This is a genomic window from Pseudarthrobacter defluvii, assembly GCF_030323865.1.
Classification (GTDB): Bacteria; Actinomycetota; Actinomycetes; order Actinomycetales; family Micrococcaceae; genus Arthrobacter; species Arthrobacter sedimenti.
Window position 1 is genome coordinate 326169 of sequence record NZ_CP066362.1, and the last position, 26434, is coordinate 352602.

The 26434-nt window shown below is 66.3% G+C and carries 21 protein-coding genes; 5 read left to right on the forward strand and 16 right to left on the reverse strand.

What is annotated here, in order from left to right; translation table 11 throughout:
* Positions 1–35 precede the first annotated feature (35 nt).
* Positions 36–1079: an aldo/keto reductase gene (locus JCQ34_RS01620; protein WP_286401141.1), complete on the reverse strand. Its 1044-nt coding sequence runs from the start codon at positions 1077–1079 to the stop codon at positions 36–38.
* A 177-nt stretch (positions 1080–1256) separates the two neighbouring features.
* Between JCQ34_RS01620 and JCQ34_RS01625 the strand changes: the two genes are divergently transcribed.
* Both JCQ34_RS01625 and malQ read left to right on the forward strand, forming a co-directional pair.
* Complete coding sequence (locus tag JCQ34_RS01625) at positions 1257–1991, forward strand: GAF and ANTAR domain-containing protein (RefSeq protein ID WP_286401144.1); 735 nt, start codon at positions 1257–1259, stop codon at positions 1989–1991.
* Positions 1992–2152: 161 nt separating this feature from the next.
* Entirely contained in the window at positions 2153–4375 is a 2223-nt protein-coding gene (malQ, locus tag JCQ34_RS01630) for a 4-alpha-glucanotransferase (protein ID WP_286401146.1), read from the forward strand.
* An 89-nt stretch (positions 4376–4464) separates the two neighbouring features.
* On the opposite strand, the gene JCQ34_RS01635 is transcribed toward malQ, so the two are convergent.
* A complete protein-coding gene (locus JCQ34_RS01635; RefSeq protein ID WP_286401148.1) occupies positions 4465–7650 on the reverse strand; it encodes an alpha-amylase family glycosyl hydrolase in 3186 nt (1061 codons plus the stop codon).
* 177 nt (positions 7651–7827) lie between these two features.
* A complete protein-coding gene (locus tag JCQ34_RS01640) occupies positions 7828–8907 on the reverse strand; it encodes a lactonase family protein (protein WP_286401149.1) in 1080 nt (359 codons plus the stop codon).
* 313 nt (positions 8908–9220) lie between these two features.
* Here JCQ34_RS01640 and JCQ34_RS01645 point away from each other — a divergent pair, with 313 nt between their 5' ends.
* Entirely contained in the window at positions 9221–9946 is a 726-nt protein-coding gene (locus JCQ34_RS01645; protein ID WP_434738924.1) for a putative protein N(5)-glutamine methyltransferase, read from the forward strand.
* Between the two features lie 78 nt (positions 9947–10024).
* On the opposite strand, the gene JCQ34_RS01650 is transcribed toward JCQ34_RS01645, so the two are convergent.
* The 12 genes from JCQ34_RS01650 to JCQ34_RS01705 all read right to left on the reverse strand — a co-directional run bounded on the left by JCQ34_RS01650 (position 10025) and on the right by JCQ34_RS01705 (position 24620).
* Positions 10025–11920 carry an HNH endonuclease signature motif containing protein gene (locus tag JCQ34_RS01650; protein ID WP_286401151.1) on the reverse strand — a complete coding sequence of 632 codons (1896 nt, stop codon included), beginning with the start codon at positions 11918–11920 and terminating at the stop codon, positions 10025–10027.
* 240 nt (positions 11921–12160) lie between these two features.
* Entirely contained in the window at positions 12161–12580 is a 420-nt protein-coding gene (locus tag JCQ34_RS01655) for a YtxH domain-containing protein (RefSeq protein ID WP_286401153.1), read from the reverse strand.
* A gap of 122 nt (positions 12581–12702) precedes the next feature.
* Positions 12703–12969 (reverse strand): GlsB/YeaQ/YmgE family stress response membrane protein, encoded by a 267-nt coding sequence (locus JCQ34_RS01660; protein WP_142131436.1) that lies wholly within the window; start codon positions 12967–12969, stop codon positions 12703–12705.
* A gap of 132 nt (positions 12970–13101) precedes the next feature.
* Positions 13102–13935, reverse strand: a complete 834-nt coding sequence (locus tag JCQ34_RS01665) for an aldo/keto reductase (protein ID WP_286401156.1) — start codon at positions 13933–13935, stop codon at positions 13102–13104.
* A gap of 35 nt (positions 13936–13970) precedes the next feature.
* A complete protein-coding gene (locus JCQ34_RS01670) occupies positions 13971–16532 on the reverse strand; it encodes a rhamnogalacturonan lyase (RefSeq protein WP_286401157.1) in 2562 nt (853 codons plus the stop codon).
* A gap of 215 nt (positions 16533–16747) precedes the next feature.
* Positions 16748–18304 (reverse strand): long-chain-fatty-acid--CoA ligase, encoded by a 1557-nt coding sequence (locus tag JCQ34_RS01675; protein WP_286401158.1) that lies wholly within the window; start codon positions 18302–18304, stop codon positions 16748–16750.
* A 24-nt stretch (positions 18305–18328) separates the two neighbouring features.
* The gene (locus JCQ34_RS01680; RefSeq protein WP_286401161.1) at positions 18329–19525 is read right to left on the reverse strand and encodes an acetyl-CoA C-acetyltransferase; all 1197 of its coding nucleotides are present in this window, start codon (positions 19523–19525) and stop codon (positions 18329–18331) included.
* Positions 19526–19555: 30 nt separating this feature from the next.
* The gene (locus JCQ34_RS01685; RefSeq protein ID WP_286401163.1) at positions 19556–20812 is read right to left on the reverse strand and encodes an acyl-CoA dehydrogenase family protein; all 1257 of its coding nucleotides are present in this window, start codon (positions 20810–20812) and stop codon (positions 19556–19558) included.
* A 126-nt stretch (positions 20813–20938) separates the two neighbouring features.
* A complete protein-coding gene (locus JCQ34_RS01690) occupies positions 20939–21676 on the reverse strand; it encodes a TetR/AcrR family transcriptional regulator (RefSeq protein WP_286401166.1) in 738 nt (245 codons plus the stop codon).
* A gap of 81 nt (positions 21677–21757) precedes the next feature.
* Positions 21758–22780, reverse strand: coding sequence for an SDR family oxidoreductase (locus JCQ34_RS01695; protein ID WP_286401168.1), 1023 nt, complete (start codon positions 22778–22780; stop codon positions 21758–21760).
* The gene (locus JCQ34_RS01700; protein WP_286401171.1) at positions 22774–23745 is read right to left on the reverse strand and encodes an aldo/keto reductase; all 972 of its coding nucleotides are present in this window, start codon (positions 23743–23745) and stop codon (positions 22774–22776) included. Before JCQ34_RS01700 ends, JCQ34_RS01695 begins: the two co-directional genes overlap by 7 nt.
* Positions 23746–23798: 53 nt before the next feature.
* Positions 23799–24620, reverse strand: coding sequence for an aldo/keto reductase (locus JCQ34_RS01705; protein WP_286401173.1), 822 nt, complete (start codon positions 24618–24620; stop codon positions 23799–23801).
* A 216-nt stretch (positions 24621–24836) separates the two neighbouring features.
* Between JCQ34_RS01705 and JCQ34_RS01710 the strand changes: the two genes are divergently transcribed.
* Together JCQ34_RS01710 and JCQ34_RS01715 are read left to right on the forward strand one after the other, a co-directional pair.
* Positions 24837–25736 carry a helix-turn-helix domain-containing protein gene (locus JCQ34_RS01710; protein WP_286401175.1) on the forward strand — a complete coding sequence of 300 codons (900 nt, stop codon included), beginning with the start codon at positions 24837–24839 and terminating at the stop codon, positions 25734–25736.
* A 152-nt stretch (positions 25737–25888) separates the two neighbouring features.
* Complete coding sequence (locus tag JCQ34_RS01715; protein ID WP_056331347.1) at positions 25889–26095, forward strand: hypothetical protein; 207 nt, start codon at positions 25889–25891, stop codon at positions 26093–26095.
* Positions 26096–26168: 73 nt separating this feature from the next.
* Here JCQ34_RS01715 and JCQ34_RS01720 read toward each other — a convergent pair whose 3' ends face one another.
* The gene (locus JCQ34_RS01720) at positions 26169–26381 is read right to left on the reverse strand and encodes a dodecin (RefSeq protein WP_142131425.1); all 213 of its coding nucleotides are present in this window, start codon (positions 26379–26381) and stop codon (positions 26169–26171) included.
* Positions 26382–26434 lie beyond the last annotated feature (53 nt).

Below are 26434 nucleotides of genomic sequence, written 5' to 3' on the forward strand. Positions count from 1 at the left end.
GTTGCCGCACCTTGGATGCGGCCCCGGAAAGCCGGCTACCGCCGTCGTAGTTCCGCGAACTCGATGGACGGGACAATGGCGCCCGCGTCCCGCTCCACGAAGTTGGTGCCCGGCGGCACCAGGTCATCGATGGCGTCCAGGACGGACTCGCCCAGCCGGACATCCGCGGCGCGGAGGTAGGCGGAAAGGTGTTCCTCGCTGCGCGGGCCGATGATCACGCTGCTGATGGCGGGGTGGGTCAGGGCAAAGCCCACGGCCAGGTCCACCAGGGACAGCTCCAGCTTGTCCGCCAGCCGGGCCAACGAGTCCGCGGCAAGCAGTTTCCGCTCGCTGGAGGGCCCGGAGATGTCGTACCGGCCCGGCAGCGTGTGGACCCGGGTGGGCGGCTTGCCGGATTCCAGGACGAAGCTGCCGGAGAGCCAGCCACCCGCCAGCGGGCCGTAGGCAAGAACCCCCAGCCCGTACTGCTGGGCAATGGGCAGGACGTCCCGTTCGTTGCCGCGGACCAGCATGGAGTACGGGACCTGGTTGCCCAGCGGCGGGATCAGGTGGTTGGTGGTGGCCAGCCACTGCGCCTCGACAAGCTGCGCGGGCGTGAACACCGAGGTGCCGTAGTACAGGATCTTGCCCTGCCGGATCAGGTCGTTGAGGGTGGTGATGGTTTCCAGGACGTCGGTGTTGTAGTCCGGCCGGTGTGCCTGGTACAGGTCGATCCGGTCTGTCTGGAGCCGGCGCAGGCTCCCCTCCACGGCCTGGGTGATCCAGCGCCGGGAGTTCCCGGAGTGTGCGGGATTGGGGCTCATCTGGCCATGGAACTTGGTGGCCAGGAAGACGTCGTCCCGGCGGCCGCGGAGCGCCCGGCCCACCACCTGCTCGGACTCGCCCTGGGAGTAGACGTCTGCCGTGTCGATCGCCGTGATGCCGGCGTCCAGTGCGGCGTGGATGATGCGGATGCTCTCTTCCGCGCCGGTGGGGGCACCCGGGCTGCCCGTTCCCTCGCCGAAGTTCATGGTGCCAAGGGTGAGGGGACTGATGGGGGTGCCCGACCGTCCGAACACCCGCAGTTCGCTGAGGCTCATCCGCGGTCTCCTCCATCTGGTTGCCCTGCCTTGGATCGTCACGAGGCTACACAGGTTCCGCAGGCCCCCACAGAATCCCGCCTTAGTCCTTCGCTTTTCGTCGCATGGAGTAACCGGGGCCGCGGGAATGACGTTTTGTGGCGCCCAAACAGCTGCCAGGAGCGCTTATATTGAGGCATGAGTACCCCTACAAGTGGCGATGAGTTCGTCCAACTGCACGACCTCATCATTGGCAGCACCAACGTGGCTGACTTCCTGACTGAGCTCTCCACGGTTGCCGCTTCAACGCTCAGCGATACTGCCGGTGTCGTCATCGAGTGCGGGGTGACGCTCCGCCGCCGTAAACGCACCGCCACCATTGCCGGCAGCAGCGAACGCGCAGCCGTGCTGGACAAGCTGGAGCAGGCGCTGGGGAACGGGCCCTGCATCGCGTCACTGGATGCCATGAAGCCGATGGTTCTGTCCGACGTGCACACCGATACGCGCTGGCCCGCTTACCAGGAGGTGCTGGCCGACAACGGTTGCCGCAGCGCGCTGGGAGTGCCGCTCGCCCTCGATGAGCACCAGGCGGCCGCCCTGAACTTCTTCGCGGCGGAGCCGGATGTGTTCACCCCTGGTGTCGTCCAGCGGGCGGAAGGGTTCGCGGACCTTGCCGGCAGGGCACTGCGGTTGGCGCTGCGGATCGCGGACGCCCAGAACCTGGCGGATGACCTCAAGGCCGCCATGGCAAGCCGCACCACCATCGATATGGCGTGCGGGGTGATCATGGCACAGAACCGGTGTTCGCAGGAGGAAGCCATGGCCCTCCTCACCAAGGCGTCCAGCCACCGGAACCAGAAGCTGCGGGACCTGGCCGGTGAAATCATTGGCCGCGTCAGCGACGGCGCAGTGAACACGCACTTCGATCCTTAAATCGGTGCACCTGTCCCGACCCGCCTGCATGCAGCCCGGGTTTCGCCTCCGCGCCGCCCTGCAATAATCTGAACCAACGGTTGTGCATGGGGTGTCACTGCCCGGGTACAACAACAGCAGCACTGTAAGTTCCGGGACCATCACAGACGAGGCGGACACCCATGACGGCTTCAGACCAGCAGCACGCACCACGGCCACTTATGCCCGCCGACCCTCCCGCCGCTGCCCCTGAACCCGTGGATCCGCACCTGCTGCAGCAACTGGCCGACGCGCACGGCGTGGGTACCTCCTTCCAGGGCTGGGACGGGCTCCCGCACTCCGTTGCAGAATCGACGTTGGTCAAGGTGCTGGCCGCCCTGGGCGTTGACGCCCGCACCAACCAGCACATTGAGGCGGCCCTGGTCGAAGCGGAACTGGCGCCATGGCGGCGGATGCTGCCGCCCGCCGTCGTCATCAAGCAGGGCGAGCCCGCCCAGGTTCCGGTTCACGTCCGGGACGGGGCCACTACCCGCCTGACCATCACCCTTGAGGGGGGTGCGGTCCAGCGGGAGGCGGTCCAGCAGGATGTCTGGGTCCAGCCCCGGGAGGTCGACGGCGTCTCCACCGGACGTGCCACGTTCTCCCTTCCCGAGGACCTGCCTTTGGGCTGGCACACACTGCACGCTGAGTCCGAAGGCGCCACGGCGACTTCCACCCTGGTGGTGACGCCGGCGCGGCTGGCCACGGCGAAGCCGCTCGAGGAGCGCCGCGGCTGGGGCCTGGCCACCCAGTTGTATTCCGTCCGCTCAAAACGGTCCTGGGGCATTGGAGACTTCGCCGACCTGGCGGACCTGGCTGCGATCAGTGGCGCTCGCGGTGCTGACTACGTCCTGGTTAACCCGCTCCATGCCGCGGAGCCCGTACCGCCCGTCCAGCCCTCGCCCTATTCGCCGTCCACCCGCCGGTTCTTCAACCCGCTGTACATCCGCATCGAAGCCATTCCTGAGCTGGCGTACCTGCGGCCCCGCAAACGTGCGGCCCTGGAAAAGCTCCACGAAGAGGTGGCAGTGCTGAACAAGGAAGGTGCGCGGTTGGACCGGGATGCCGTGTACGCGGCGAAGCTGCAGGCCTTGGAGATGCTCTACCACACGCGCCGTTCACCGGCCCGGCAGGCCGCGTTCGATGAATTTTGCCGCCTCTCCGGCAAGGGGCTGGAGGATTTTGCGCTCTGGTCAGCCATCCGCGAGGACCTCGCACCGGGCGACCCGCTCTGGAAGGACCCGGCGTACGCCATCGGAACACCGGAGGCGGAGGCGCTCCGGGAGAAGCTGGCGGACCGCATTGGCTTCCACCGTTGGCTGCAATGGATCTGCGACGAGCAGTTGGAGAACGCACAGCGCACCGCGCTGCGGTCCGGGATGCGGCTCGGCGTGGTGCACGACCTCGCCGTCGGCGTGGACCACAGCAGCGCGGACGCCTGGACGCTGCGCGGCGTACTGGCCCCGAACACCAGCGTGGGCGCGCCGCCGGACATGTACAACCAGCAGGGCCAGGACTGGGGTCAGCCGCCGTGGCACCCGGCCCGGCTGGCGGAAGCCGGCTACCAGCCGTTCCGCAATATGCTGGCCAACGTGCTCCGGCATGCCGGCGGCATCCGCGTCGACCACATCCTGGGCTTGTTCCGGTTGTGGTGGATTCCCATGGGGAACGCCCCGGGGGACGGTGCCTATGTCCGCTACGACCACGAGGCGCTGATCGGCATCCTCGCGCTCGAGGCACACCGGGCCGGTGCCGTGGTGATCGGCGAGGACCTGGGCACCTTCGAGCCGTGGGTGCGTGACTACCTCGCGGCCCGCGGCATCCTGGGCACGTCCATCCTGTGGTTTGAGTACGACGGCGATTCGCCCCTTGCGCCGGAAAAGTACCGCACGCAGGCGCTGGCCAGCGTTAACACCCACGATCTCCCGCCCACCGCCGGCTACCTTGCCGGGGACCACGTGGGGCTGCGGAGCAGGCTGGGACTGCTGGAACGCTCCGAGTCCGAAGAGCGCGCGGAGCACAACGCCTCCCTGGAGAAGATGTTCGCCCTGCTGCGGGAGCGCGGTTACCTTTCCGAGGTCCCTGCGTCCGGTGGGTCCGGGCAGGAGACCGAGGAACACACCATCGAGGCGCTGCACCTCCTGCTCGCCCAGGCACCGTCGGTTCTGCTCGGGGTGGCCCTGGTGGATGCGGTGGGGGAGCGGCGCGTCCAGAACCAGCCGGGCACCACGGAGGAGCTGTATCCCAACTGGCAGGTTCCGCTGGGCGGCCCGGACGGAAGGCCCGTTTACCTCGATGACCTTCCTGGCAACAGGCGGTTCAATTCACTGCTCGCGGCGGTCGAGGGAGCGATGCACCGCCAATAACCTGCACCGGCCCCTAAGCGGACACGAAAACACCGTGGCGCCGCCGCTCCTGGAAGCGGCGGCGCCACGGTGTTTGTTCCGGGATGAACCTAGCCCGTGGTCATCACGTGGGTGAAGTGGTCGTACCGGAAGGTGACAGGACCGCCGTCGTGCTTAAAGGCAATGTTGGCGCCCGGGGATGCCCCGCCGGCCCCGTAGCTCACATCCCATGACTTGTTCAGCGCGGCCTTGAACTCGTAGCTTCCCGCCGGCAGGTCAGGCACGGTCAGTTTCCAGACGAGGTCCGCAGGGTCCAGCACCAGCTGCGCCTGGGTGCAGGACGGCTCCCAGTCCGAGGCGCACCCCAGCTCGCTGTCCATGCTTCCGGCCGCCGCCACGGCACCCGGTTGCTGGGAGGCGTACACGGCGCTGAGTACATGCGTGCGGTTGTCATAGCGGAAGGTGACCCGACCGCCGGGATGGTCCAGCACGATGTTCTGCCCGTTGAACTGGCCGTCCGCGCCGTAGTTTTCGTCCCAGCCGCCATTGAGCGCGGCTTTGTACTCATACTTTCCGGCCGGCAGGTCCACGGTCAGCCGCCAGATCCGGTCCGCCGGGTCCAGCACCATCTTCGCCTGCGCGCAGGCGGGGTCCCATTGCGAGCTGCACCCCATTGCCTGGTTGAGCGAACCGGCAACGGTCACTGAGTCGGGCTGCGGCGGCTGGCCTACCGTGACGGTCCTGGTTTCGCTGGTGACGCTGAAGCCCGTGCCGGTCATGGCCGCGCGGTACCGGACCGTAGTGCCGTCGGCGAGCCCGGAGACATCATCATTTGCGGTGTACACGGGCGACGACGAGTCGGTGCCCAGTGCGGTCCAGTTCCCGCCGTTGACGCTGCGTTCGAAGGACACCACATGGCTGGACTTCTCCGGATCGGCGGTGGCGCCCAGCTCGACCTTGCCCTCCACGCTGCTGCCCTCGGTGGGCTTCTGCAGGGTCAGGACGGGCGCGGGAACGCTCGCCGATCGGCTCTGGGTGGTGGCGGTATGCCCGCCATTGTCCAGCACGGTGGCGCGGTACTCCAGTGGGGTGCCTGCGTCCAGCGCCGCGACGTCGTGGAACACCTGGTACGGGGCGGTGTCGTCGGTGCCGATCGGCTGCCACTCGCCGCCTGCCGTCCTTGCCTCAAAGGTGACCTCGTAGAACGAAGTGCCGTCGACGTCGGCCGTTACGTTGAGCCGTCCATTGTCACCGGCCGCGGCGGCCGGCTGTTGGAGCTTGACGGCGGGGGCCGTCTTGGAGTGCGGAATCCGGCCGGAGGATTCGTAGACGACGGCGGAGAGCGGCGGCACGGTCACGGTCAGTTTGGCGTCCTCGGAAGTTTTCACTTCGTCTGCGCCCTGGCCGTAGATGCGGGTGTAGCTGCGCTTGGCGATGTAGGTGGGGACCTGTGCCGTCTGCGGTTGTGCGCTGTTGTTCAGGGCCACCACGTATTCGCGCTGGTCCTGGGCGTCGGTACGGGAGAAGGCGTAGATGCCGGGCCCGTCGGAGGCGTAGCGGTGCTGGTGGGCGCCGTTCCGCAGCGCGGGGTGCTCCTTGGTGAGGGCAGCCAGTTCCTTGATCTTGGCGTAGAGCGGGTGGTCCGGGTTGAAGTTGTCGGTGGCGTTGGTGGCGTCCGTGCCCAGCAGGTCGTCGTCAAGGTAGTCGGGCACCTTGCTGGCGAAGAGGGTCTGACGCGCATCCTGGTCACCGCCTGGGCCGGTGAAGCCCTGTTCATCGCCGTAGTAGACCACCGGATTGCCGCGCGAGAAGTACATCAGTTCGTGGGCCAGTTCGTCCCGGGCCACCTTCTCGGCATCGGTGGCGGCAGGGTTGTCCTGTGCGATGAAGCTGCCGATGCGGCCCATATCGTGATTGCCCAGGAAGGTGGGCAGCTCGTAGACGTTGGAGTCGGCGTCGGTGTACCAGTCGTCCCCGGCGAAGAAGGCCTGCAACGCCTTGGCGTCCTGGCTCTTGGAGGCGAAGTTGCGGGCGGCGTCCTGGAAGGGGAAGTCCAGGACCGCCTGCATCCTGTTGCGGGTGGTGAACTGCGAGGTGAAGCTCTTGCTGGTGTCGAAGACCTCGCCGAACATGAAGAAATCGTCCTTGCCGTGTTCCTTGGCGTAGCTCAGGACGTTGGGGCCGAATTCCTGCCAGAACTCGTCGTTAACGTGCTTCATGGTGTCGATGCGGAAGCCGTCCACGCCGAAGTCGCCGATCCAGGACTTGTAGATGTCCTCCATGCCGTGCACCACTTTCGGGTTCTCGGTGAAGAGGTCATCGAGGCCGTAGAAGTCCCCGTACATGGAGTCCTCGCCGGTGAAGGTGGTGTCGCCGCGGTTGTGGTACAGCGTGGGGTCGTTCAGCCAGGCCGGAACCTTCAGGTTCTCCTCGCCCGGGGCCAGGACGGGCTTGTAGGGGAACGAGGTGTTCGCGTCCAGCTTGGGGAAGTTTCCCGTGCCTGCGTAATCGCGGTCGTCGAACGCTTCGCCCGAGGCCGTCTCGTAGGGAACGGCGTCCTTGGACACGTAGCCCTTGCGGTCGCCTTCCTGGTAGCCGATGACATCCGCGGTGTGGTTGGTGATGATGTCGAAGTACACCTTCATGCCGCGGGCATGGGCCTCGTCAATGAGGCCCTTGAGTTCGTCATTCGTGCCGAGGTGCGGATCGATCTGGGTGAAGTCGGTAACCCAGTAGCCGTGGTAGCCGGCGGATTTGTCCTCCGGCTGGACGGCCTTGTTCTTGAAGCTGGGGGTGAGCCAGATGGATGTGGTGCCCAGGCCCTGGATGTAGTCGATCTTGCTGTGCAGGCCGGCCAGGTCCCCGCCGTTGTAGAAGCCCTTCTTAGTGGGGTCGAAGCCGGACACCATGGGATCGGGGCCCAGGCCACCCTGGTCGTTGGCGGTGCTGCCGTTGCTGAACCTGTCCGCCATGACGAAGTAGAAGTTTTCGTCGGTCACCGGCCCGCGGAGCGAGTGCTGGGCGGAGGCGGACCCGTTGCTTTTTGTGCCGGCGCTGTTGGAGCCGTTGGAACCGTTGGAGCCGGGGGTATTGGGGCCGGGGCCGTCCGGACCTGGTGCGGCCTGGGCCGGGAGGACTGCAGTGGAAAAGGCGACGGCGGCTGCCAGGAGGCCGGCTGCCGATCGGACGGCGGCGGTACGGCCGCGGGTTCGCCGGCCGGGGGCGGGTTGTGTTCCAGCGGGCTTTGCCGGCAGTTGGGCGCGTGGGGGCGCGCCGGGAGGGGTGCGGAATAACAAGGGTGAGACCTTCCTGGGAAGCAGCGCTGCTGTACAGGCTTGCCGTTGACATGGGGATGCGGCAGGAGAGTTCGAAGGACAGCATGCTGTCCTGTGAACCAAGTCACAACTGTAAGCGCTTGCACTGGATTACTCCAGTGTTTAGGAAAGGTCCGTCGCGGTGGAGCAGCCGACGTTCTAGCCTGCGGTCGCAGGCATAACTGCGGGCACCAGGGCCGTGGGTGATGGGGTGGGCAGGTTATGCAGCAGCGGGCCTGGGAGGCCCGTTACAGGGTCCAGCTCGAATGTGGCGATGTTGTCCGACCGTTCGTGGGCCACGTGCAGCAGGTTTCCCCGGACCAGGTGGTGCCGCGGCCAGTCCCCGCCGCTGTGGATGTCCTTGACGGGGATCAGTTCGGTACCGCCCGCTGCCACCTCCAGGACGCTGATGATGTTCGAGCCCCTGACGCCGGCGTAGGCAAAGTTTCCCTGCGGGCCAAGGCAGATTTCGGCGGCGGAGTCGCCCTCCTGGCTTCCGCCCGCCGTTGCGGGTCCGCGGAAGACCAGCTCGTAGGTGCCAGCTTCGGGGCGCACCACGAAGACCTCCACTGAGTATTCAGACACGATGACGACGCTGCCGGATGGATGCTCCACCATGTGCCGCGGGCCGCTGCCGTGGGGGAGGACAACCTCGTGGTCGGCTACCAATCCGGTTCCCGGCTCGTAGTTCCAGATGCGCAGGGTGTCGTGGCCCAGGTCTGTGGTCATGACGCGGCCGTCGCTGAGCATCAGGCTGGCGTGGGCACGGCTTTGCCGCGGGCTGCCGGGAGAAAGGCTGCCGTGGGGATCAACCGACGGTGCGGCGGGAAACCTTCCGGTCATCCCGCCGTCGGCGTCCAACTCGTAGAGGAGGACCTGCCCGTCACCCCAGCACGTGGCGGTGACAAAGCGGCCGCCCGGGTCGACGGCAACGTGGCAGGTGGCCTCGCCCGCAGGCTGTGCTTCTTTATGGACTTTCAGGCCACAGTCCCGCAGGCGCCGGTATGCCTGGACCTTCTTGCGCTGCTCGGCGGCCGCGTACACGACGGGCAGTGCGGGGTGGACGGCCACGAACGACGGCGACTGGGCCTCGACTGCTGTTCCCAACCATTCGAGGCTTCCGTCCTGGTGCGCGCGGACAGCGCCAATGCCTTGGGCCCGGCCGCCGCCGTCGGGGGTGTAGGTGCCGATCCAAAGAAGGTTGCTGGCTGCGTTGTTGTTGGCTGCGCCGGTGGTCATGTTCCCATCCTGCCAACAGCTGCTGCTATTCCGGAGCGCCGGGCCGCCGATTAGCATGGGATTTCCGGCAACGGCAGAAGGCGGTGGGTGCAATTTCGGCTCTATCAGTATCGGGTTCTCCCTCGCCGCGCCGTTCCGAGAGTTGGGCCTAGCGACCGTGGGGGTGCCCGTCGGCTCACCGAAAGGCGCAGCTTTGCTGCCTTCTGGATCACAGGCGGTTCACGGCCAACCCGGATGGCCGGCCTACGAGCGTATCGTCTCCCTGTTGCGGTCTGCCGGCTGTGTTTTCGCCGAAGATGAAGCCCGGCTCCTGTTGGCTGAAACCTGTAGCCCCACGGAACTCCAGCGGAACGTCCGGCGCCGCATGGAGGGTGTTCCCCTCGAACACATCCTGGGCTGGGCAGAGTTCGCCGGCGGTCGGGTCCTGGTTGAGCCTGGCGTCTTTGTGCCGCGGCGCCGCACGGAACTGTTGGTCGCCGAGGCCGTGGCATTGCTGCGGAACGACGCCTTGGCGGCGCCCCCGGTTGTGGTGGACCTCTGCTGTGGTTCGGGTGCCGTGGGGGTGGCCGTCCTTCGCCAGGCGCCGGGGGTGGATTTGCATGCGGCAGATATTGAACCCACGGCCGTACGGTGTGCCCATGCGAATCTTGAACCTCTTGGCGGCCACGTCCATGCGGGTGATCTCTTCGAGGCTCTTCCGCCTGCACTGCATGGCCGGGTGCGAGTGCTGACTGTAAATGCTCCATACGTACCCACAGAAGCCATCCGGACCATGCCGCCGGAAGCACGCCTTTACGAACCCGCGGTTTCACTCGATGGCGGTCCTGATGGCCTGGACTTTCACCGCCGGATTGCTGTTGGTGGGACTCAGTGGCTGGCTTCGGAGGGGCATCTGCTCATCGAAACCAGTGAGCGGCAGGCGGCGGCCACCTCCGAGATCCTGGCAGCGGCCGGGTTCGCCGTACGGACGGTTCGTTCAAAGGAGCTTGATGGGACAGTGGTCATAGGGCGCCTGGTGGCGAAGAACGTGGGTAAGTAGCCTGCTTCGGTAGCGCTTTGCCTCGCTGGGTGGCTTGGACGTTCACAACACGGTGCCCACACGCCGAATCAGCCCTCGTCATTCCCGTGGGTGGGGTGGTGGGGGTGGTTTGAAGTAGTGGTTTTGTTGGGGTGTTTGGTTGGGGTCGAGGTGGGGTGGGGGGATGAAGGTTGGTGTGCCGTGGGTGGTGGTGATTTTCCATTGTTCTTTGTGGATGAGGTGGTGGTGGTGGCTGCAGAGCAGGGCGCCGTTGTTGGTGGTGGTGGGTCCGCCTTGTGACCAGTAGGTGATGTGGTGGGCTTCGCACCAGGGGGCGGGGATGGTGCAGTTGGGGAAGGCGCAGCCTTGGTCGCGGGCGGTGAGGGCGAGGCGTTGGGCGGGGGTGAAGAGGCGGGTTTTGCGGCCGAGGTCGAGGATTTCGCCGTTGGTGCCCAGGAGGGCGGGGATGATGTCGGCGTCGCAGGCGGTTTTGCGCAGGGTGGCGGCGGCGACGGGCCCGGTGAAGGCAAAGGAACCGGTCCCGGTCCCGATTCCTGCGGATGTCCCGGTTCCTGCGGATGCCGCTGTGTCGGCTTTGGTGCCGGTGGTGTGGGGGAAGAGGTCTTGGTAGTTGATGGTGGCGATGATTTGGGGTCGGTTGCCGCCGGTGGTGGGCAGGGTGTTGGTGGTGAGGGCGGCTTTGGCGGCGGTGACGAGGCCGTCGAGTTGTTTTTGGGCGCGGGTGCGCCGGTCCAGGTCCGGCAGGGCGATGTGCCCCCTGGCATCGCCTGCCGTTGCGCTGCCTGCCAACGTGCTGCCTTCGCTGCCGGTGCCGGTGCCGGTTCCGGTTTCGGTGTTGGGGGTGGTGGTGTGGGGGTTGGTGGCGGTGTTCATGACGGTGAGGAGGTGTTCGTATTGGTCGCCGGTGGCGAAGATTTCGACACGGTGCAGGCCGTGCCGGGGTTTGCGGATGAAGGCGCCTTGGGTGTGGCGGAGGGCTTCTTCGGTGGGTTCGGTGCCGTCGGCGTCGATGGTGTCGGTCCAGCGTTGGGCCAGGCGGGTGAGGAAGTCGGGGTCGCAGCTGGTGGCGGCGGTAGTGAGGTGGTGCTCGATCGTGTCGAGGGTTTCTTGTGTGGTGTGGTGTTGGAGCCGGTCCAGGGTGGCGGTGATGATGGTCGCGGCGTGCGAGGACACCGCAGGTCCCTGAGCCGGCCCGGGCCAGGCGCCGGCCTCGGTGCTGGCGTGGAGTTCAGTGGCGGGGGTGAGGGCGGCGGCGAGGTGTGGCCGGGTTGGCGGGAGTGGTTCGCCGGTGATGGTGGTGACGGGCAGGACGTGCTGGGCGAGGGCGAGGCGGCGCCGGGCTTCGCGGATGGGGATTTGCAGGCGCAGGCGGAGGAACTCTGCGGTGTTCCGGCACCCGTCATCGGCCGGAGACACCACCACCGGGCGCATCAGGCCTCGTGTGGAGGGCGGCCCGGGCCAGTTGGCGTCGGTCTCACGCACGACACCGGTCCCGCTGGCTGTTGCTGGGGCGGTGCGCAGGGTTTCAAAGCCGGTGGCGTCCCACCCGGTGATCCAGCCCGTGGACCCGCCTGCGCGGGACCGGCCTGCGCGGGACCGGCCTGCGCGGGACCGGGCTGCACGGGTCTTGGCTGTGGCGGCGTCGTTGATGGCCTGGGTGCGGGTGCGGTCCACGGCCCCGGCTGAGACGAGTTGGAGGTACTCCACGGAGCGGGCGAGGCCCTCGATCCGGGCGGCATAATCGGCAGCCTCGACATAAGAGGCCGTTGCCAGCAGGTCCGGGGTGGCCAGGGCGGCGGCTGCCAGCTGTGCGGCCAGCCGGTCCAATACGTCCTGCTCACCGGGCCCTGAGGCTGATGCCTGCAAAGGACCTGTCAGAGGATCCTCACTGGGGACCGGGCGAAGGCGGGCCGGGCGCGGCAGCCGACTGCCGGCGTCGTACGCCCTCCCCAGATCTTCCCCAATGGCCTCCATAACCCAACTCTGCCAGCCACCACCGACAATCAAGAGACCCCAAAACCCCTATGTGGAAAACAGGGCAGCCACGGATAAACACGGAAACTGGCTGGCGGTCCTCTCCGCAATGGACCGGTTTAAACACTGCCGGCCGCCGCGTCCCCCAAGGATCGCGACGGCCGGCAAGGCGATTCAGTTGTAGCACAAAGCCCGCTCAGTCCCATGTCACGCGGCAGCGACCGCGTAATGAAACGGGAGTCAGGACTTTGCGCCGCTTCCATCGGAGGTCCCAAGGTTGGTGGTTTCCGGGTGGGTGCTGTGTGCGGGGATGTGGTCTTCGCCAAGGCCGCCCGCGTTGGTTGTAGAGGTACCGGTGGGGGTGCCGGGGGAAGTGCCGGCCGCTGCGGAAGACTGGCCGCCGTTGGACGAGCCATCCCGGTGCACGGCAGAACCAAGCACGGTCCCTGCCCTGCGTGCGGCTTCGCCCAGCTGGTCCGCCACTTCAGGCGCCTTTTCCTTGATGGCCTCCGTAGCTACGGAAACTTTGTCCTGGACCGGCTTGCTGTCCCAGATGCCGGCCGCACGGGCCTTCAGCTTGTCGTAAGCAGCACGGCCTGACCGCGAGCCGAGGACATAGCCGACGGCAACGCCTACACCCAAAAGAAGCTTGTTTTTCACGTTGAACTCCTGCTCTGCGAGAAGGTTGTCAATCCTGGCGGGGAGAGGTGCCCCATGCTGGAGAAAGTGAAAGCCGGCCCGGGGATGGTGTCCCCAGGCCGGCTTCCTGGCGTGCGCGGTTATTAGCCGCGTGCGCCGCGCTTAGTGACCATGCCGTAGATCGCAAGAACGATCAACGAGCCAACGATCGCCAGCAGCCAGGTCTGCAGCGAGAAGAACTCCTGCAGTCCGCCGCCGAACAGGGCGCCGCCGATCCAGCCACCGAGCAGTGCGCCTACGACGCCCAGCACCATGGTGATGATCCAGCCGCCACCCTGACGTCCCGGAAGGATTGCCTTGGCAATCGCGCCGGCGATGAGTCCGAGAATCAGAAATGCAATAAATCCCATTTGTCGCTCTCTTCCTAAGTAAAGGAGGCCTCCATGTTGGGGAGGCACTTCGTCCTTCTGGCTCAATAGTAATCATGCTTACTATCTATTTGCCAACCCCGTTTTAGGAAAAAAGTGCTGTTCAGGGCAACTTTAGTGCCCCGTCTTGTCCGAGTCATTGCCCGCGCCGGGACCCTCGTCCAAGACCGAAAGTTCCGCTAGATCCTGCGGATCCAGGGCGAAATCGAACACGTCCAGGTTCTCGGCCATACGCGCCGGGGAAGCAGTCTTCGGAATCGTTACCAATCCGTTTTGTATGTGCCACCGCAGGACCAGTTGGCCAGGCGTTTTCCCGTGCTTTTCAGCCAGTTGGGAAAGGATGGGGGCACTGAGCAAACCTGCTCCCGAGCCGCCCAAAGGACTGTAGGACTCAGTAACTATGCCATGCCCGGCATGGAACTCGCGCTCCGCGGTCCGGGTGATTGCAGGGCTGAGCTGGATTTGGTTCACCGCCGGCACCACATCGGTCTCCGCCATCAGCCGCTCAAGGTGGGCGGGCTTGAAGTTGGACACCCCGATGGACCGGACCTTCCCCTCGGCTTGCAGCCGTTCAAACGTCTGCCAGGTGGAAATGTACTGGTCCCGGCCGGGGAGCGGCCAGTGGATCAGCAGCAGATCCACATAATCGAGCCCCAGGCGCTTAAGCGATCCCTCCAGGCCAGCCACGGCGCGGTCGTGGCCCTGGAATTCGCCGTCCAGCTTGGTGGTGATGAACAGCTCGCTGCGGTCCACGCCGCTGGCACGGATGCCGTTGCCAACACCCCGTTCGTTGCCGTACTTCACGGCGGTATCGATGTGCCGGTACCCGGCTTCCACGGCGTGTACGACGGCGGCCGCCACCTGTTCGTCGTCCAGCGGCCAGGTGCCAAGCCCCAGCTGCGGGATCCTGTTGCCGTCATTGAGCTCGATGAGCGGTGCAAGTGTCATGCCATCAGTCTCCCCTCTATCGCCCGTCCCGGCTCTCACTGCCCGCTATTCGAGAATGCCCGGAGGATATTGCCTGCGTTGTACTCCAGCGCCACGCGGGCCGTACTTGACACCGCATCCGGCTTCTTCTGCTGGGCAAGGAAGTCAACAAGCCGCTGCACCGCCTGCCCCGCCTTAGCCGTGTCGCCGTCCTGGACCGCCTTTGCCGCCTGCTGGATGCTTGCGGCAAGCTGGCTGGCCACCGGTCCGGAAACGTCCCCCGAGTCCCTCAGGTCCGTCAGGATGTCCTGCAGGGCCTCGATGCTGCCCGGAAGCCAGGCAGCACGCAGCGGGACGCTGCCAAACTTCATGTCGGAAGCGAAGTAGAAGTCGGTGTAAGCGGGCTGGTTGTACGCGGTGTTCTGCCTGGCAACCTCGGCCCGGTACTGCGGATCGTGCATCAGCGTGTAGAGCTTGTGGTTGGTTACTTCGGTGCTGAGGTAGATGCGGAGGGCGGAGCTGTCTGCCGTGCGGACCACCATTTCCTCCCGCCAGTCGCCCAGGATATCGGCCACCAGGCCGGGAGTGCCCTTGGTGCTGTTGTTGGTCCGGGTGCCGTCGGCGGTGAGCAGCCGTCCGCGCTTCCAGTCATCGATAGTGGGGGTCTGGTCGCCCGAGCCGTTGATTATCTGCGTGGTCATGTCTGCGGCCCACTTGATGCTCATGTTGGTGCCGGGTGCGCTGCTGGAAAGTTTGCGGCCGTCCGCAGACTGCATGCCGATGGCCCAGTTCTCAATGCCGGGAACTTCCGGATCCACATCGCCGATCATGCCGCGGCCGGTGTCCTTCCCGGAGTACGCGCCGAACAGAACCTCACCCGTGGCGGCATCCCGCATGGCGTAGCCGTATGGGGCATATGCCGCTCCTTCGTGGACGGTGAAGATTTCCTTTCCCGGCCGGTTGGGGTCGATGTCGGCCACATGCATGGCGTCGCCGTGGCCCAGCCGCGCCTCTTCGCCGGGAGCGGCGCTGCCCGCCGGCAGGGTGTCGAACGACGTGTACAAAACCGAGCCGTCGTCGTCGAGCGTCGCGGACCCGTAGACGATCTCCTGCTTGCCGTCACCGTCTACGTCGGACGCACTCAGGGAGTGGAAACCCTGCGTGGTGAGCTTGCCGTAGGTGGGGTCCGTGCCGTCCCGGCCGTGCGGTGAGTCGTTGAACGGGTTGCTCATAGGTGTCCAGCCCGAGTCCACGTTCCAGACAGGCGAGAGATTGGTCCCGTCCCAGGTGTAGGTGGCGAGTGTGGTGCGGGTGTAGTAGCCGCGGGCGAAGACCGCCGCCGGCTTCCGGCCGTCCAGGTAGGCGACGCCGGCCAGGAACCGGTCCACGCGGTTCCCCGGCTCTATCCGCGCCATGGCGTAGTCGCCCCACATCAGGCCGTCGTCCGTCCGCCCCGGGGTGTAGGCCACGGTCTTCAGTTCCTTGCCCGTGGCGCCTTCGAACACCGTCAGGTACTCCGGTCCCGACACGATGAAGCCCTCGAATGCACGCAGGTTGTTGCGTGCACTGCGGGACGGGGCATAGACGTCCATGAAGTAGTCGGTGAGCTTTTCCGCATCAGCCTGGGAGAGCGGGTACTTGTACTGCGGGGCGATACCGAAAGCTTCCTCCAGGGTGGCCGGCCAACGGCCCGCCTTGACCTCCGGGTGCTCGGTCCAGCCCCGGAAGGTTTTTACCATGTGCTGGTAGTAATCCGCCGCGCTCATGCGGTAGTCATCAGTGTTGGAGTATCCGGCGTCGATATCGGACTGGAGCAGGGAGATGAACGAGCTGGCCGCTATGCTGCCGTCCGCGTTGAAGCTGGTGCTCTTGGTCCCCGGGGCTGTCTTCATCATCATCTCCGCCCGGCCGTCGCCGTCGAAGTCGTTGACCAGCATCTGCGTGTAGTGGGCCCCCGACCGGATGTTGACGCCCAGGTCGATCCGGCTGAGGAGCGTACCGTCCGCCTTGTAGGTATCGACGTAGGTGTTGCCCGTGTAGCCCACCTGCGAGACGTCCTTGGAGTTGTTCGGATCCCATTTGACGATGAACTCATACTGCCCGTCGCCGTCCACGTCCCCCACCGAGGTGTCGTTGGCGGAGTAGGTGAAGGCCTGGCCGGCCGGGGTGACTCCGTCGGCCGGCTTCCTGAGCGGGATGTCCTTGAAGTTGCTGCCCCACGGTGTGGTGCCGGCGCTCCGGTCAACCTCAACTCCCGCGACAACGGCCCGCACCTGGTAGGCCGATCCTGCGGTTCCAGCCCGGTCCAGGAAGTTGGTGCTGTCCGTGACGGTTGCCAGTTTTTGGCCGTCCCGATAGACGTTGAAGTCGGTGCCGGTTAAGCCGGTGGGGGAGGAGCCGGTTGCCTCGTTGCCCAGCAACCGCCAGCTGAGGAACACGCCCTCGGAGGTGGCGGCGGCCACCAGGCCACGGTCCAGGTGGTCCAGTTGAATGCCCGGATTCCCGGGCTTGGGGGAGGGTCCGACGGCGGAGGCCGGGGCCGCGAGACAGCTCAGGGTCAGTGCCAGGCCGGCTGCGCCAACGGAGAGCAGGCGAAGGGGAAGGGTGCGGGGATTCATCAGTGAATCCTTTCAATTTTGAGACCGGAAAACGCTTCCCCAGCAATCTAGCGGTGGGGTGGGGGCAAGGGAAGCCTTGTTTTCCTAGCTCAGAGCGGGTATTTAGAACGTTGTAGAACGAAAGAGGTCCCGCTGCGGTTGCAGCGGGCCCTCTGACGCAGGCTGACTCAGGGTGTGACGCCCGGCTTCGCCAAGTTTTTTAGTCCAAACGAACCCTATGCAGGGTCTTCCGCCAATTTCCGCTTGAGGATCTTTCCGCTGGGTCCCAGGGGGAGCTCGGAGAGGATCCGGACCACCCGCGGGTACTTGTAGGCGGCCAGCTGCGCGCTGGCAAAGTCGATCAACTCGGATTCGGTCACGCTGGCTCCGGCGTCCAGCACGATGGCTGCCGCGATTTCCTGCCCGTGGACGTCATCCGGAATCCCATAGACGGCGGCGCTGACGACGGCGGGGTGGGTCAGGAGGATCTCCTCCACTTCACGCGGGTAGACGTTGTAGCCGTTCCGGATGATCATGTCCTTCTTGCGGTCCACGATGGTGAGGTAGCCGTCGTCGTCCTTCGTCCCGAGGTCCCCGCTGCGGAACCAGCCGTCCACCACGGCCTCCGCGGTAGCCTCGGGCCGGTTGAGGTAGCCCTTCATCAGCAGGTGGCCGCGGATGACCAGCTCGCCCAATTCGCCGTTGGGAAGCAGCTCAATGCTGTCCACCACCTCGGGCCGGGCGATCTCGATGTCAACGCCCCAGATCGGGACCCCGATGGTGCCCGGCCGGGGTGTCGTGCCCACGTGGTTGAAGGCAGCCACCGGCGAGGTCTCCGTCAGGCCATAGCCCTCGTGGATCTCCACCCCGTAGACGTCGCGGAACTTGTCCAGCACGGCCAGCGGAAGGGCCGCGCCGCCGGAGATGCCGTACCGCAGGGCAGCGGGCCGATCGGGTACGGTCTTGGCGGCTTCCAGGAGCGCCACGTACATGGTGGGCACGCCGATAAAGATGTTGACGTTGTGCTTGGCCAGCAGCTTCAGGGCGTCGGGGCCCGTGAACCGCGGCATCAGGACGATGGTGGCGCCGGCGCGCAGCCCCGTGTTGAGGACCACGGTCTGGCCGAAGGTGTGGAAGAGCGGCAGCCCGCCGAACAGGACGTCGCCGGGCCGGAAATCCATCACGCTGGTCAGCAGGGTGCTGGTCTGTTCCACCAAGGCAAAGTGGGTGCCGAGCGCGCCTTTCGGTTTGCCGGTGGTGCCTGACGTGTAAAGGATGGTGGCCGTGTCCGAGGGGCGGCACGGTTCGTACGTCTGGATCGGTTCCGCCGCCGCAGCTTCCGCTTCCAGCCGGTGGAACCCGCCGTCGTCGGAAGCCATCACGGTCAGCACGTCGATTCCGCTGGCCGTGGCACCCGCAGCGCCCTCGCCCAGCAGCGGTGCGGCGCAGATCAGCAGTTTGGCGCCGCTGTCCTGCAGGACGTACTCGATTTCGCGGGCCTTGAGCAGGGCATGCACGGGCACAACAATGGCACCTAGCGACAGGATGGCGTAGTACACCCGGGCGAAGTCCGGAACGTTGGGGATCAGGACGGCGATGGCGTCTCCCGGCCCGATCCCACGCGCCCGCAGTGCGCCGGCATAGGCACGCGTTTGGCGCCACAGGTCGCCGTAGCTGACCTGGTCCTCGCCCACTACCAGCGCGATGTTGTCCGGAGTCCTTTTGGCTGATTCAGCCAGCACGGCTGCCACCGAGATGGTGGCGAAGCCGTCAGCGGAGTTGGTGTTGGTCATGGCCTGCTTCTTCGTTGGGGTGGGTCATGCTGAGAGGATCAGGGCGTCGCCCTGGCCGCCGCCGCCACAGAGGGCCACGACGCCGGTGCCGCCACCGCGGCGCTTCAGGGCCAGCGCCTGGTGCAGTACCAGGCGTGCCCCCGACGCTCCCACCGGGTGGCCCAGGGCGATGGCACCACCTTCGGCGTTCACGGCCTCAGTTTCAATGCCGAGGTCGTTGGCGGACTGGATGAGGACGGAGGCGAACGCTTCGTTGATTTCCACCAGGTCCAGTTCCTGGGCGGTGAGTCCCTGGAGCTTGAGCGCGCGCTCGACGGCCCGCGCGGGCTGGGAGTGCAGGGATCCGTCAGGTCCGGCGGTCTGGCCGTGGGCGCCGATCTCGGCGATCCATTCCAGGCCTGCGGCTTCGGCTGCCGCCTTGTTGGCGATGACCAGGGCGGCCGCGCCATCGGACAGGGGCGACGACGAACCAGCGGTAATGGTGGCGGTCTCCGCCTTGGAGAACGCCGGGCGGAGCTGGGCCAGGGATTCCGCTGTGGTGTCCGGGCGGATGCCCTCGTCGTGCTCAAGGGTCACGGCGGGTCCCTTGCGCTGCGGTATCTCGATCGGCGCGATCTCCTCCGCCATGATCCCGGCGGCGCGGGCGGCCTCGGCACGCTGGTGGGAGCGGGCCGCGACGGCGTCCTGCTCTTCGCGCGTGATGCCGCGTTCGGCGTTTCCGGCGTCGGTGGCCTCACCCATGAGCTTCTTGCTCACCGGGTCCTGCAGCCCGTCGTGATTGAGGGAGTCCAGCATTGGGGCGTCACCGATGACCACGCCCGCACGGAGCCCGGGTACCAGGTGTGGTGCATTGGTCATGGACTCCTGGCCTGCGGCGACAATGAAGTCCGCTTCCCCGGTGCGGATCATCCTGGCGGCGTCGATGACGGCCGTCAGACCCGACAGGCAAAGCTTGTTGATGGTGATGGTGGGGACGTCCCAGCCGATTCCCGCGGCCAGGCTGGCCTGCCGGGCGGGGCCCTGGCCGGCGCCGGCCTGGATCACCTGCCCCACGATGACGGCACCGATCTGCTCCGGCGCCACTCCGGTCCGTTCCAGGGCGGCCCGGATTGCGTGGGCGCCGAGGTCGCTGGAGGAGAAGGGGGTGAGGCCGCCGCGGAACTTGCCGAACGGGGTGCGGGCGCCGCCCAGGATGACGGGGATGTTGGCGTTCTGGTTCAAGAACGTTCCTTTCGGAGGTGTTGGGCGGAGTTACGCGAAGGCGGAGGTACCGGTGATGCCGCGGCCGATGATGAGGGCCTGCATGGTCTCGGTGCCTTCGTAGGTGTGGATGGCTTCAATATCGGCGAGATGCCGGGCCACGCGGTTTTCCAGCAGGATGCCGTTGCCGCCGAGCAGGTCACGTGCGTTCGAAGCGATGCCGCGGGCAGTTCGGGTGCAGGTGTACTTTGCCAGGGACGCCTGCTCAGGGGTGAGCGCCCCGGCTTCATCGAGCCGGGTCATCTGCACCACCATCAGCTGCATGGTGGCCAGTTCGCTGAGCATCCGGGCCAGCCGTTCCTGCACGATCTGGGAGGCGGCCAGGGGCCGGCCGAACTGCTTGCGCTGCTTGGCGTACTGGACGGCCGTTTCGTAGCAGGCGGTGGCATGCCCGACGGCGGACCAGGCAACGCCCAGCCGGGTCGCCAACAGGACACGGGCTGTGTCCTTGAAGGTTCGGGCGCCCGGCAGGACATTTTCGTCGGGGACGAAGACGTCTTCCAGCCGGATGTGGGCCTGCCAGATGGCGCGGAGGGCCAGCTTGCCTTCGATTTTGGTGGCGGTGTAGCCGGGGGAATCCTGCGGAACCAGGTAGCCGTGGACCTGGCTGTCCTCGCCCCGGGCCCACACGATGCTGACGCCGCCCACGGATCCGTTGCCAATCCACTTCTTTTCGCCGTTGAGCAGGAAGCCGCCGTCGGTGCGGGTGGCCGTGGTCTCGAGCGCGACGGAGTCGGAGCCGTGGGTGGGCTCGGTAAGGGCGAAGGCGGCGTATTCGGCGCCGCCGGCGATTTCCGGGAGCCAGCGCTCCTTCTGCTCCGGGGAGCCGCATTCCGCGACGGACCGCAGGGCCAGGCCGCCCTGGACCGCGATCATCGTTGCCACGGAGCCGTCACCCCGGCTGATCTCCATGTTCACCAGGCCGGCGGCCATGCTGCTCATGGGTGCATAGCCCTCCACCGCTATGCCGTCGCGCAGGAGGTCCAGTTCGCCGAGGCGGCGGAGGAGGTGCAGGGGGTACTCGCCGCGTTCCCAGTAGCCATCGATGACGGGGAGGACCTCATCCTGGACAAAGTTGCGGGCGCGGTCCCAGTACGCCCGGTCCTCGGCACCGATGCCTGCCAGGACGGAGGCCGGGTCCGTGCCCAGCGCCTCAGTGAGGAGGTAGTCCGGCTCCACGGTGCCGGCAGGAAAGCTGGTGGGACTTTCGGTGCGGGCGGGCACTCGGGTGGGGGACGTCGTCGTCATGTATCTGCATCCTTTTGAATCAGCGGCGGGGGCTGCCGGAACTGTGTGGCTTGCACCACACCAACTAAGAATGCAATGAAACGCAGTTCCACGTCAAGAAACTGCGTTCCAAAAGTGGGCGGCTGGCTAGGAATGTTCCCAGGGGAGGGCGTCCCTGACCGCCTGGGCGATGGCTTCCCGGTCGGCGGTGCCGGGAAGGACGGTCACGACGACGGTCGGGGCCGGTTGGGAGGGGGCTGGGGAACCGAGGAGCGCAGGCCGGAACGTTTCCGCCAGGGACTGGAGCTCGGCGGCCAGGGCGGCTGCCCTTTTCCGATCTGCCGCAGCGGTGTCCCCGGCCTTGGGTGTGGTGCGCAGCCACTGGCGGAGGAAGGCGTTGTGCACGGCCACCACGGCCGCGGCGAAGGCGACGGCCTTGTACTCGTGCCGGCCCTTTCCGGGCAGCGTGTCATTGAGGAACTGGAGGAATGCCCGCTCGTACCGGTGGGAGGTGACCAGCTCCCGGTCGCGGAGGGCCGGGACTGCCTGCAGGAGTCCGTACCGGGCGCGGGACGTTGCCGGGTTCCGCAGGTGGTGCTCAAAGACCAGCATGGCGGCGTCCGCAACGGCGGCGGGCGGCTCAAGCCTTGATTCGGACAGCCGGTCATTGACCTGGCGCAGGATCCGCTCATGGTCTGCAAAGACCACGTCCTCCTTGGACCCGAACCTGCGGAAGAACGTGCTGCGGCTCATTCCCGAGGCCTCGGCGAGCTCCTCGACGGACGTTGCATCGAAGCCCTGCTTCGCCAGGAGTCCGATGGCTGCCGCGACAGGCCCGTCGGCGGGATGCCCGTCGTCGGGCTGGCTGGTAGGGGGCGAAGTCATGCGCCGAAATGTAGCACAGCCGCCCCTGCGCAACTGCCCTGCCTCCGGACGGAGGCAGGGCAGTTGACGGTGGACGTGGGCTCAGGCTCCCTGGCGTGCCCAGCCGGTCAGCTTGTCGGAGAGCTGCATGTAGGCCTCGTTCACCTGCTGCAGTTCCGGGTGGCTGTCGTACCACTGAACGATCTCCCGGGCGCCGTCCGCGAAAGGGATGGTGGCCGTGAAGTCCGGGACCAGCGATTTGATCTTGGCGTTGTCAAAGACCACCGAGTGGGAGCGGTCGCCCAGGAGGTTGGAACCCAGTTCCTCGTCATGGGCGGCGATGGTTTCGGACGCCACATGCACCAGTTCCGGTTCCCGGACCCCTGCTGCCCGGGCGAACAGCTGGTAGATCTGGTTCCAGGGCAGGTACTCATCCGAGGTGATGGTGTAGCTCTCACCCACCGCCTGCGGCCTTCCGAGCAGTCCGACGAAAGCCTTGGCGAAGTCCTTGCTGTGCGTAAGGGTCCACAAGGAGGTACCGTCACCGTGGACCATGACCGGAAGGCCGTTGCGCATGCGGTGGATGTCCGTCCAGCCGCCCACCATGGCGATCTTGGTGCGGTCGTAGGTGTGCGACGGCCGGATAACCGTCAGGGGAAAGTCATCCTCCCGGTAGGCCCGGAAGAGCAGCTCCTCGCATGCGATCTTGTTCCGGGAGTACTGCCAGAAGGGGTTCTTCAACGGCGTTGACTCGCGGATGGGCAGCCGCGTGGGCGGCTTCTGGTACGCGGAGGCGGAGCTGATGAAGACGTACTGCCCGGTCCGCTTCCGGAACAACTCCATGCTGGTTTGCGCCTGGTCCGGGGTGTAGGAGATGAAGTCCGCGACGGCGTCGAACTCCCTGTTGCCCAGCGCCTCCCGCACGGCTGCTGCATCCCGAACGTCGGCGTGCAGCACCTCCGTGCCCTCCGGGATGGGGCGGGTGGACTGGCCACGGTTCAGGATGGTGAGCCGGTGGCCCAGCGCGACGGCGCGTTCTGCCGCCGCCGCGCTGATGACCCCGGTGCCGCCGATGAAGAGGATGTTCCGCTGCGCCACGGTATCGGCCCCAAGCGGGGTTACCACGCGTAGTCTTCCGGTGCCGTGCGGTGCCCCGGGAAGATGTCGTCCAGGCGCTTGAGGGCGTCTTCGTCGAGCGAGACGTCCAGGGCGCGGATGGCGGCATCCAGCTGTTCCTGGGTGCGGGGGCCCACGATCGGAGCGGTTACCGCGGGTTGGTGCAGGAGCCACGCCAGGGCGACATCGCCGGGTTCGTGGCCCAGCTCGTCCGCAAAGTCCTCGTACTGGCGGATCTGGTCCTGGTGCTTCTTCAGCGTTTCGGCGGCCCGTCCTTCGGTGCGCCGCACGCCCTCGCGTTCCTTCTTCAGCACGCCGCCCAGCAGCCCGCCCTGCAGCGGTGACCAGGGGATCAGGCCCAGGCCGTACTGCTGCGCTGCCGGGATGACCTCAAGCTCGAGCTCGCGGCGGAACAGGTTGTAGATGGACTGCTCGCTGACCAGCCCGGTGTAGTTTCGGCGGCGCGCCGCTTCCTGTGCCTGGGCGATGTGCCAGCCGGCAAAGTTGCTGCTGCCCGAGTACAGGATCTTCCCCTGCTGCACGGCAACCTCGATGGCCTGCCAGATTTCGTCCCACGGGGTGTCGCGGTCGATGTGGTGGAACTGGTACACATCGATGTAGTCGGTCTGCAGGCGCTTAAGGCTTGCATCCAGGGCCCTGCGGATGTTCAGCGCGGACAGCTTTGACTCGTTCGGCCGGTCCGTCATGGTGCCATAGAGCTTGGTGGCCAGGACGGTGTGCTCGCGGCGCTCGCCACCCTTCGCAAACCAGCGCCCGATGATTTCCTCGGTCCAGCCGCGGTGGTCCACGCCACCGTACACGTTGGCAGTGTCGAAGAAGTTGATGCCGGCCTCGTGGGCGGAGTCCATGATGCTGTGGGCGTCCGCTTCCTCCGTTTGCGGCCCAAAATTCATGGTGCCCAGGCAGAGGCGGGAAACTTTCAGGCCGGAGCGGCCCAGATGGGTGTACTGCATGGAATTTCCTTTCGATGGGGGAGCCTGCAGGGAATGGTTGAACCTGCCGGTCCCTACATCTGGGTAAAGGAGGCGACGGCGGGATCGGAACCAATGCGGGCACCGGACTCCAGTGCCGTGATGGCGGCCAGTTCGTCCTGGGACAGCGTCAGGGACGACGCCCCGAAGTTCTCGCGGATGCGGTCAGGATTGGCCGACTTGGGAATGACGATGTTTCCGTTGGCAAGGTGCCATGCCAGCACCACCTGCGCGGTGCTGGCGTTGTGCGCAGCGGCGATTTCGGTGACGGCGTTTCCGTTGAGGTCCCCGCCCTGTCCCAGCGGGCTGTATGCCTCGACGGCAATGCCCAGACCGCGGCACTTGGCGGCCAGGTCTGCCTGCTGGTAGCTGGGGTGCAGTTCGATCTGGTTGACGGCCGGGACGGTTTCCGCGGACTCCAGCAGGGTGTCCAGGTGGTCCGAGAGGAAGTTGGAGACGCCGATGGCGCGGATTTCCTTGTTCTCGTACAGCCGCTCCATCTCCTTCCATGCCTGGACGAACAGCCCCTGCGACGGGACGGGCCAGTGGATGAGGTAGAGGTCGACGAAGTCGAGGCCAAGGGCCTTGCGGCTGTTCTGGAATGCCTCCTGGGCCCTGCCCTGCTCGCCGTTGCGGAGCTTGGTGGTCACGAAGATTTCCTCGCGGGCGATGCCGGTGGCGGCCAGTGCTGCCCCCACTCCTGCCTCGTTGCGGTAGGCCGCAGCGGTGTCGATGTGGCGGTAGCCCGCTTCCAGGGCGTCCTCTACTGTCCGCTGCGTGTCTTCCGGCGGGACCTGGAAAACGCCGAAGCCAAGCTGCGGGATGGTGACGCCATTGTTGAGTGTCAGCTCTGACATGGGTGTGCTCCTTCTATGGGAGGTATGGCTGGAAGATGAGGTGCTGAACGGTGCCGGCTGCTCGACAAGTGAGAAAGCGGTTTCCACCGGCTCACTCCTGAGCCTATGCACTTTCGGCCACCAAGTCAGCAGGCAAAGCTGTTCCTGTTTTTCCTAGGACTGCCAGTCCTACCTTCGTTGTAGAGCGTGGCACCCAACGCAGGCAGAATGGTCTGCATGGGTCAAAGCGCCGAGTTCGGAAAATTCCTCAAAGCCATGCGGTCCCGGTTGAGCCCGGAAGTCGCCGGGACAGGGCCCAGCACGGGCGCCCGCAGGGTTCCCGGCCTGCGGCGGGAGGAAGTGGCACGGCTGGCCGGTGTCAGTACCGATTACTACGTGCGGCTGGAGCAGGGCCGCAACATCCACCCGTCCCGCACCGTCCTGGACGCGGTGGCCCGGGCGCTGCGGCTGGACAGCAGCGAGCACGCGCACATGCTGGACCTGCTCGAAAACTGCGCCAGCGCTCCCCGGGATCCCGGTGCCAGTGCAGCCCAAGGCGTCCGGCCGGCACTGCGCCAGCTGCTTGACGCCGTGGGGGAAGTGCCCGCCCTCGTGTTGGGCCGGCGCAACGACGTCCTTGCCGGCAACAGGATGGCATTCCTGCTCTTCACCGACTTTCCGGCGCTGCCGCCCGCGGAGCGGAACCTCACCCGCTGGACCATTCTTGACCCCGCCGCCCGGGAACTCTTCAGGGATTGGAAGACGGTGGCGGCCGAAGCCGCCGGATCGCTCCGCCTGGATGTGGGCCGGCACCCCAACGATCCCCAGGCGAACCACCTGGTGGGCGAGTTGGCGGTCCACAGTGAACACTTCCGCCAGTGGTGGGCCGGGCATCGGGTGGCAACCCGCGCAGCCGGAACCGTCCGCCTGCATCACCCCGCCGTGGGGGACCTGGAACTGAACTTTGAAAACCTCGCCCTGCCGGAGGACCCCGACCAGACGCTCCGAGTGTATTCCGCGCGGCCGGGATCGCCGTCGTCGGACGCCCTGGCCTTGCTGGGCAGCCTCGGAGCGGGTCAAGGGACTGGCGCTGAGCGGGACGCAGCCGCCGTGGCGGAAAGCGGCGACCTGGGCTGACCTGCCCCTTAATGGGTGTGAGCCACTGTACATTCGTCCAGCGGAAGGGGTGGATTCTGGCCAGCCGCCCATTGGTCCGGCGCGCGCCCTTTCCTAGGGTGGGGAGTACTGCTTCTCTGCCCGCTTTTTGTCACCCCAGGATGGTCTCAACGATGAAACGCATCGCCCTGTTGAAGGAACGCCAGGCATCCGCCGGCGCCGCTTCCACCGCCACCGGTTCGCACTGCCCCGCCTCAGGTCTATGGAGCCCGGACCTTGATCCCCATACGGTCCTGTCCTTCTTCGAGGGCCACGTTTTCCCCGCGTTCGACGGCGTCCCAACGGTATGGCGGCGGCGCAGTCCGGGCACGGCAAACTAGGACAGCTGTAAAAGCAAAACCGGCCCGCAGTCAACACCTCCAGGAAGTGTCGGCTGTGGCCGGTTGCTTTCGATCAGTGCTCTTCCAGGCGGAAGCCGATCTTGATGGTGACCTGCCAGTCCGCGACCTTGCCGTCCTCCAGGTGGCCGCGGACCTCCTTGACCTCGAACCAGTCCAGGTTCCGCAGGGTCTGGGACGCCTTGGCAATACCGTTGCGGACGGCGTCATCCACGCCCTCGGTGGAGGTGCCGACAATTTCAGAAATGCTGTACGTGTGGTTGGACAACTTCGCTCCTCGTGATCGTCGATGCTCCCGGTTGCGGGCCGTCCCTGAAGCCT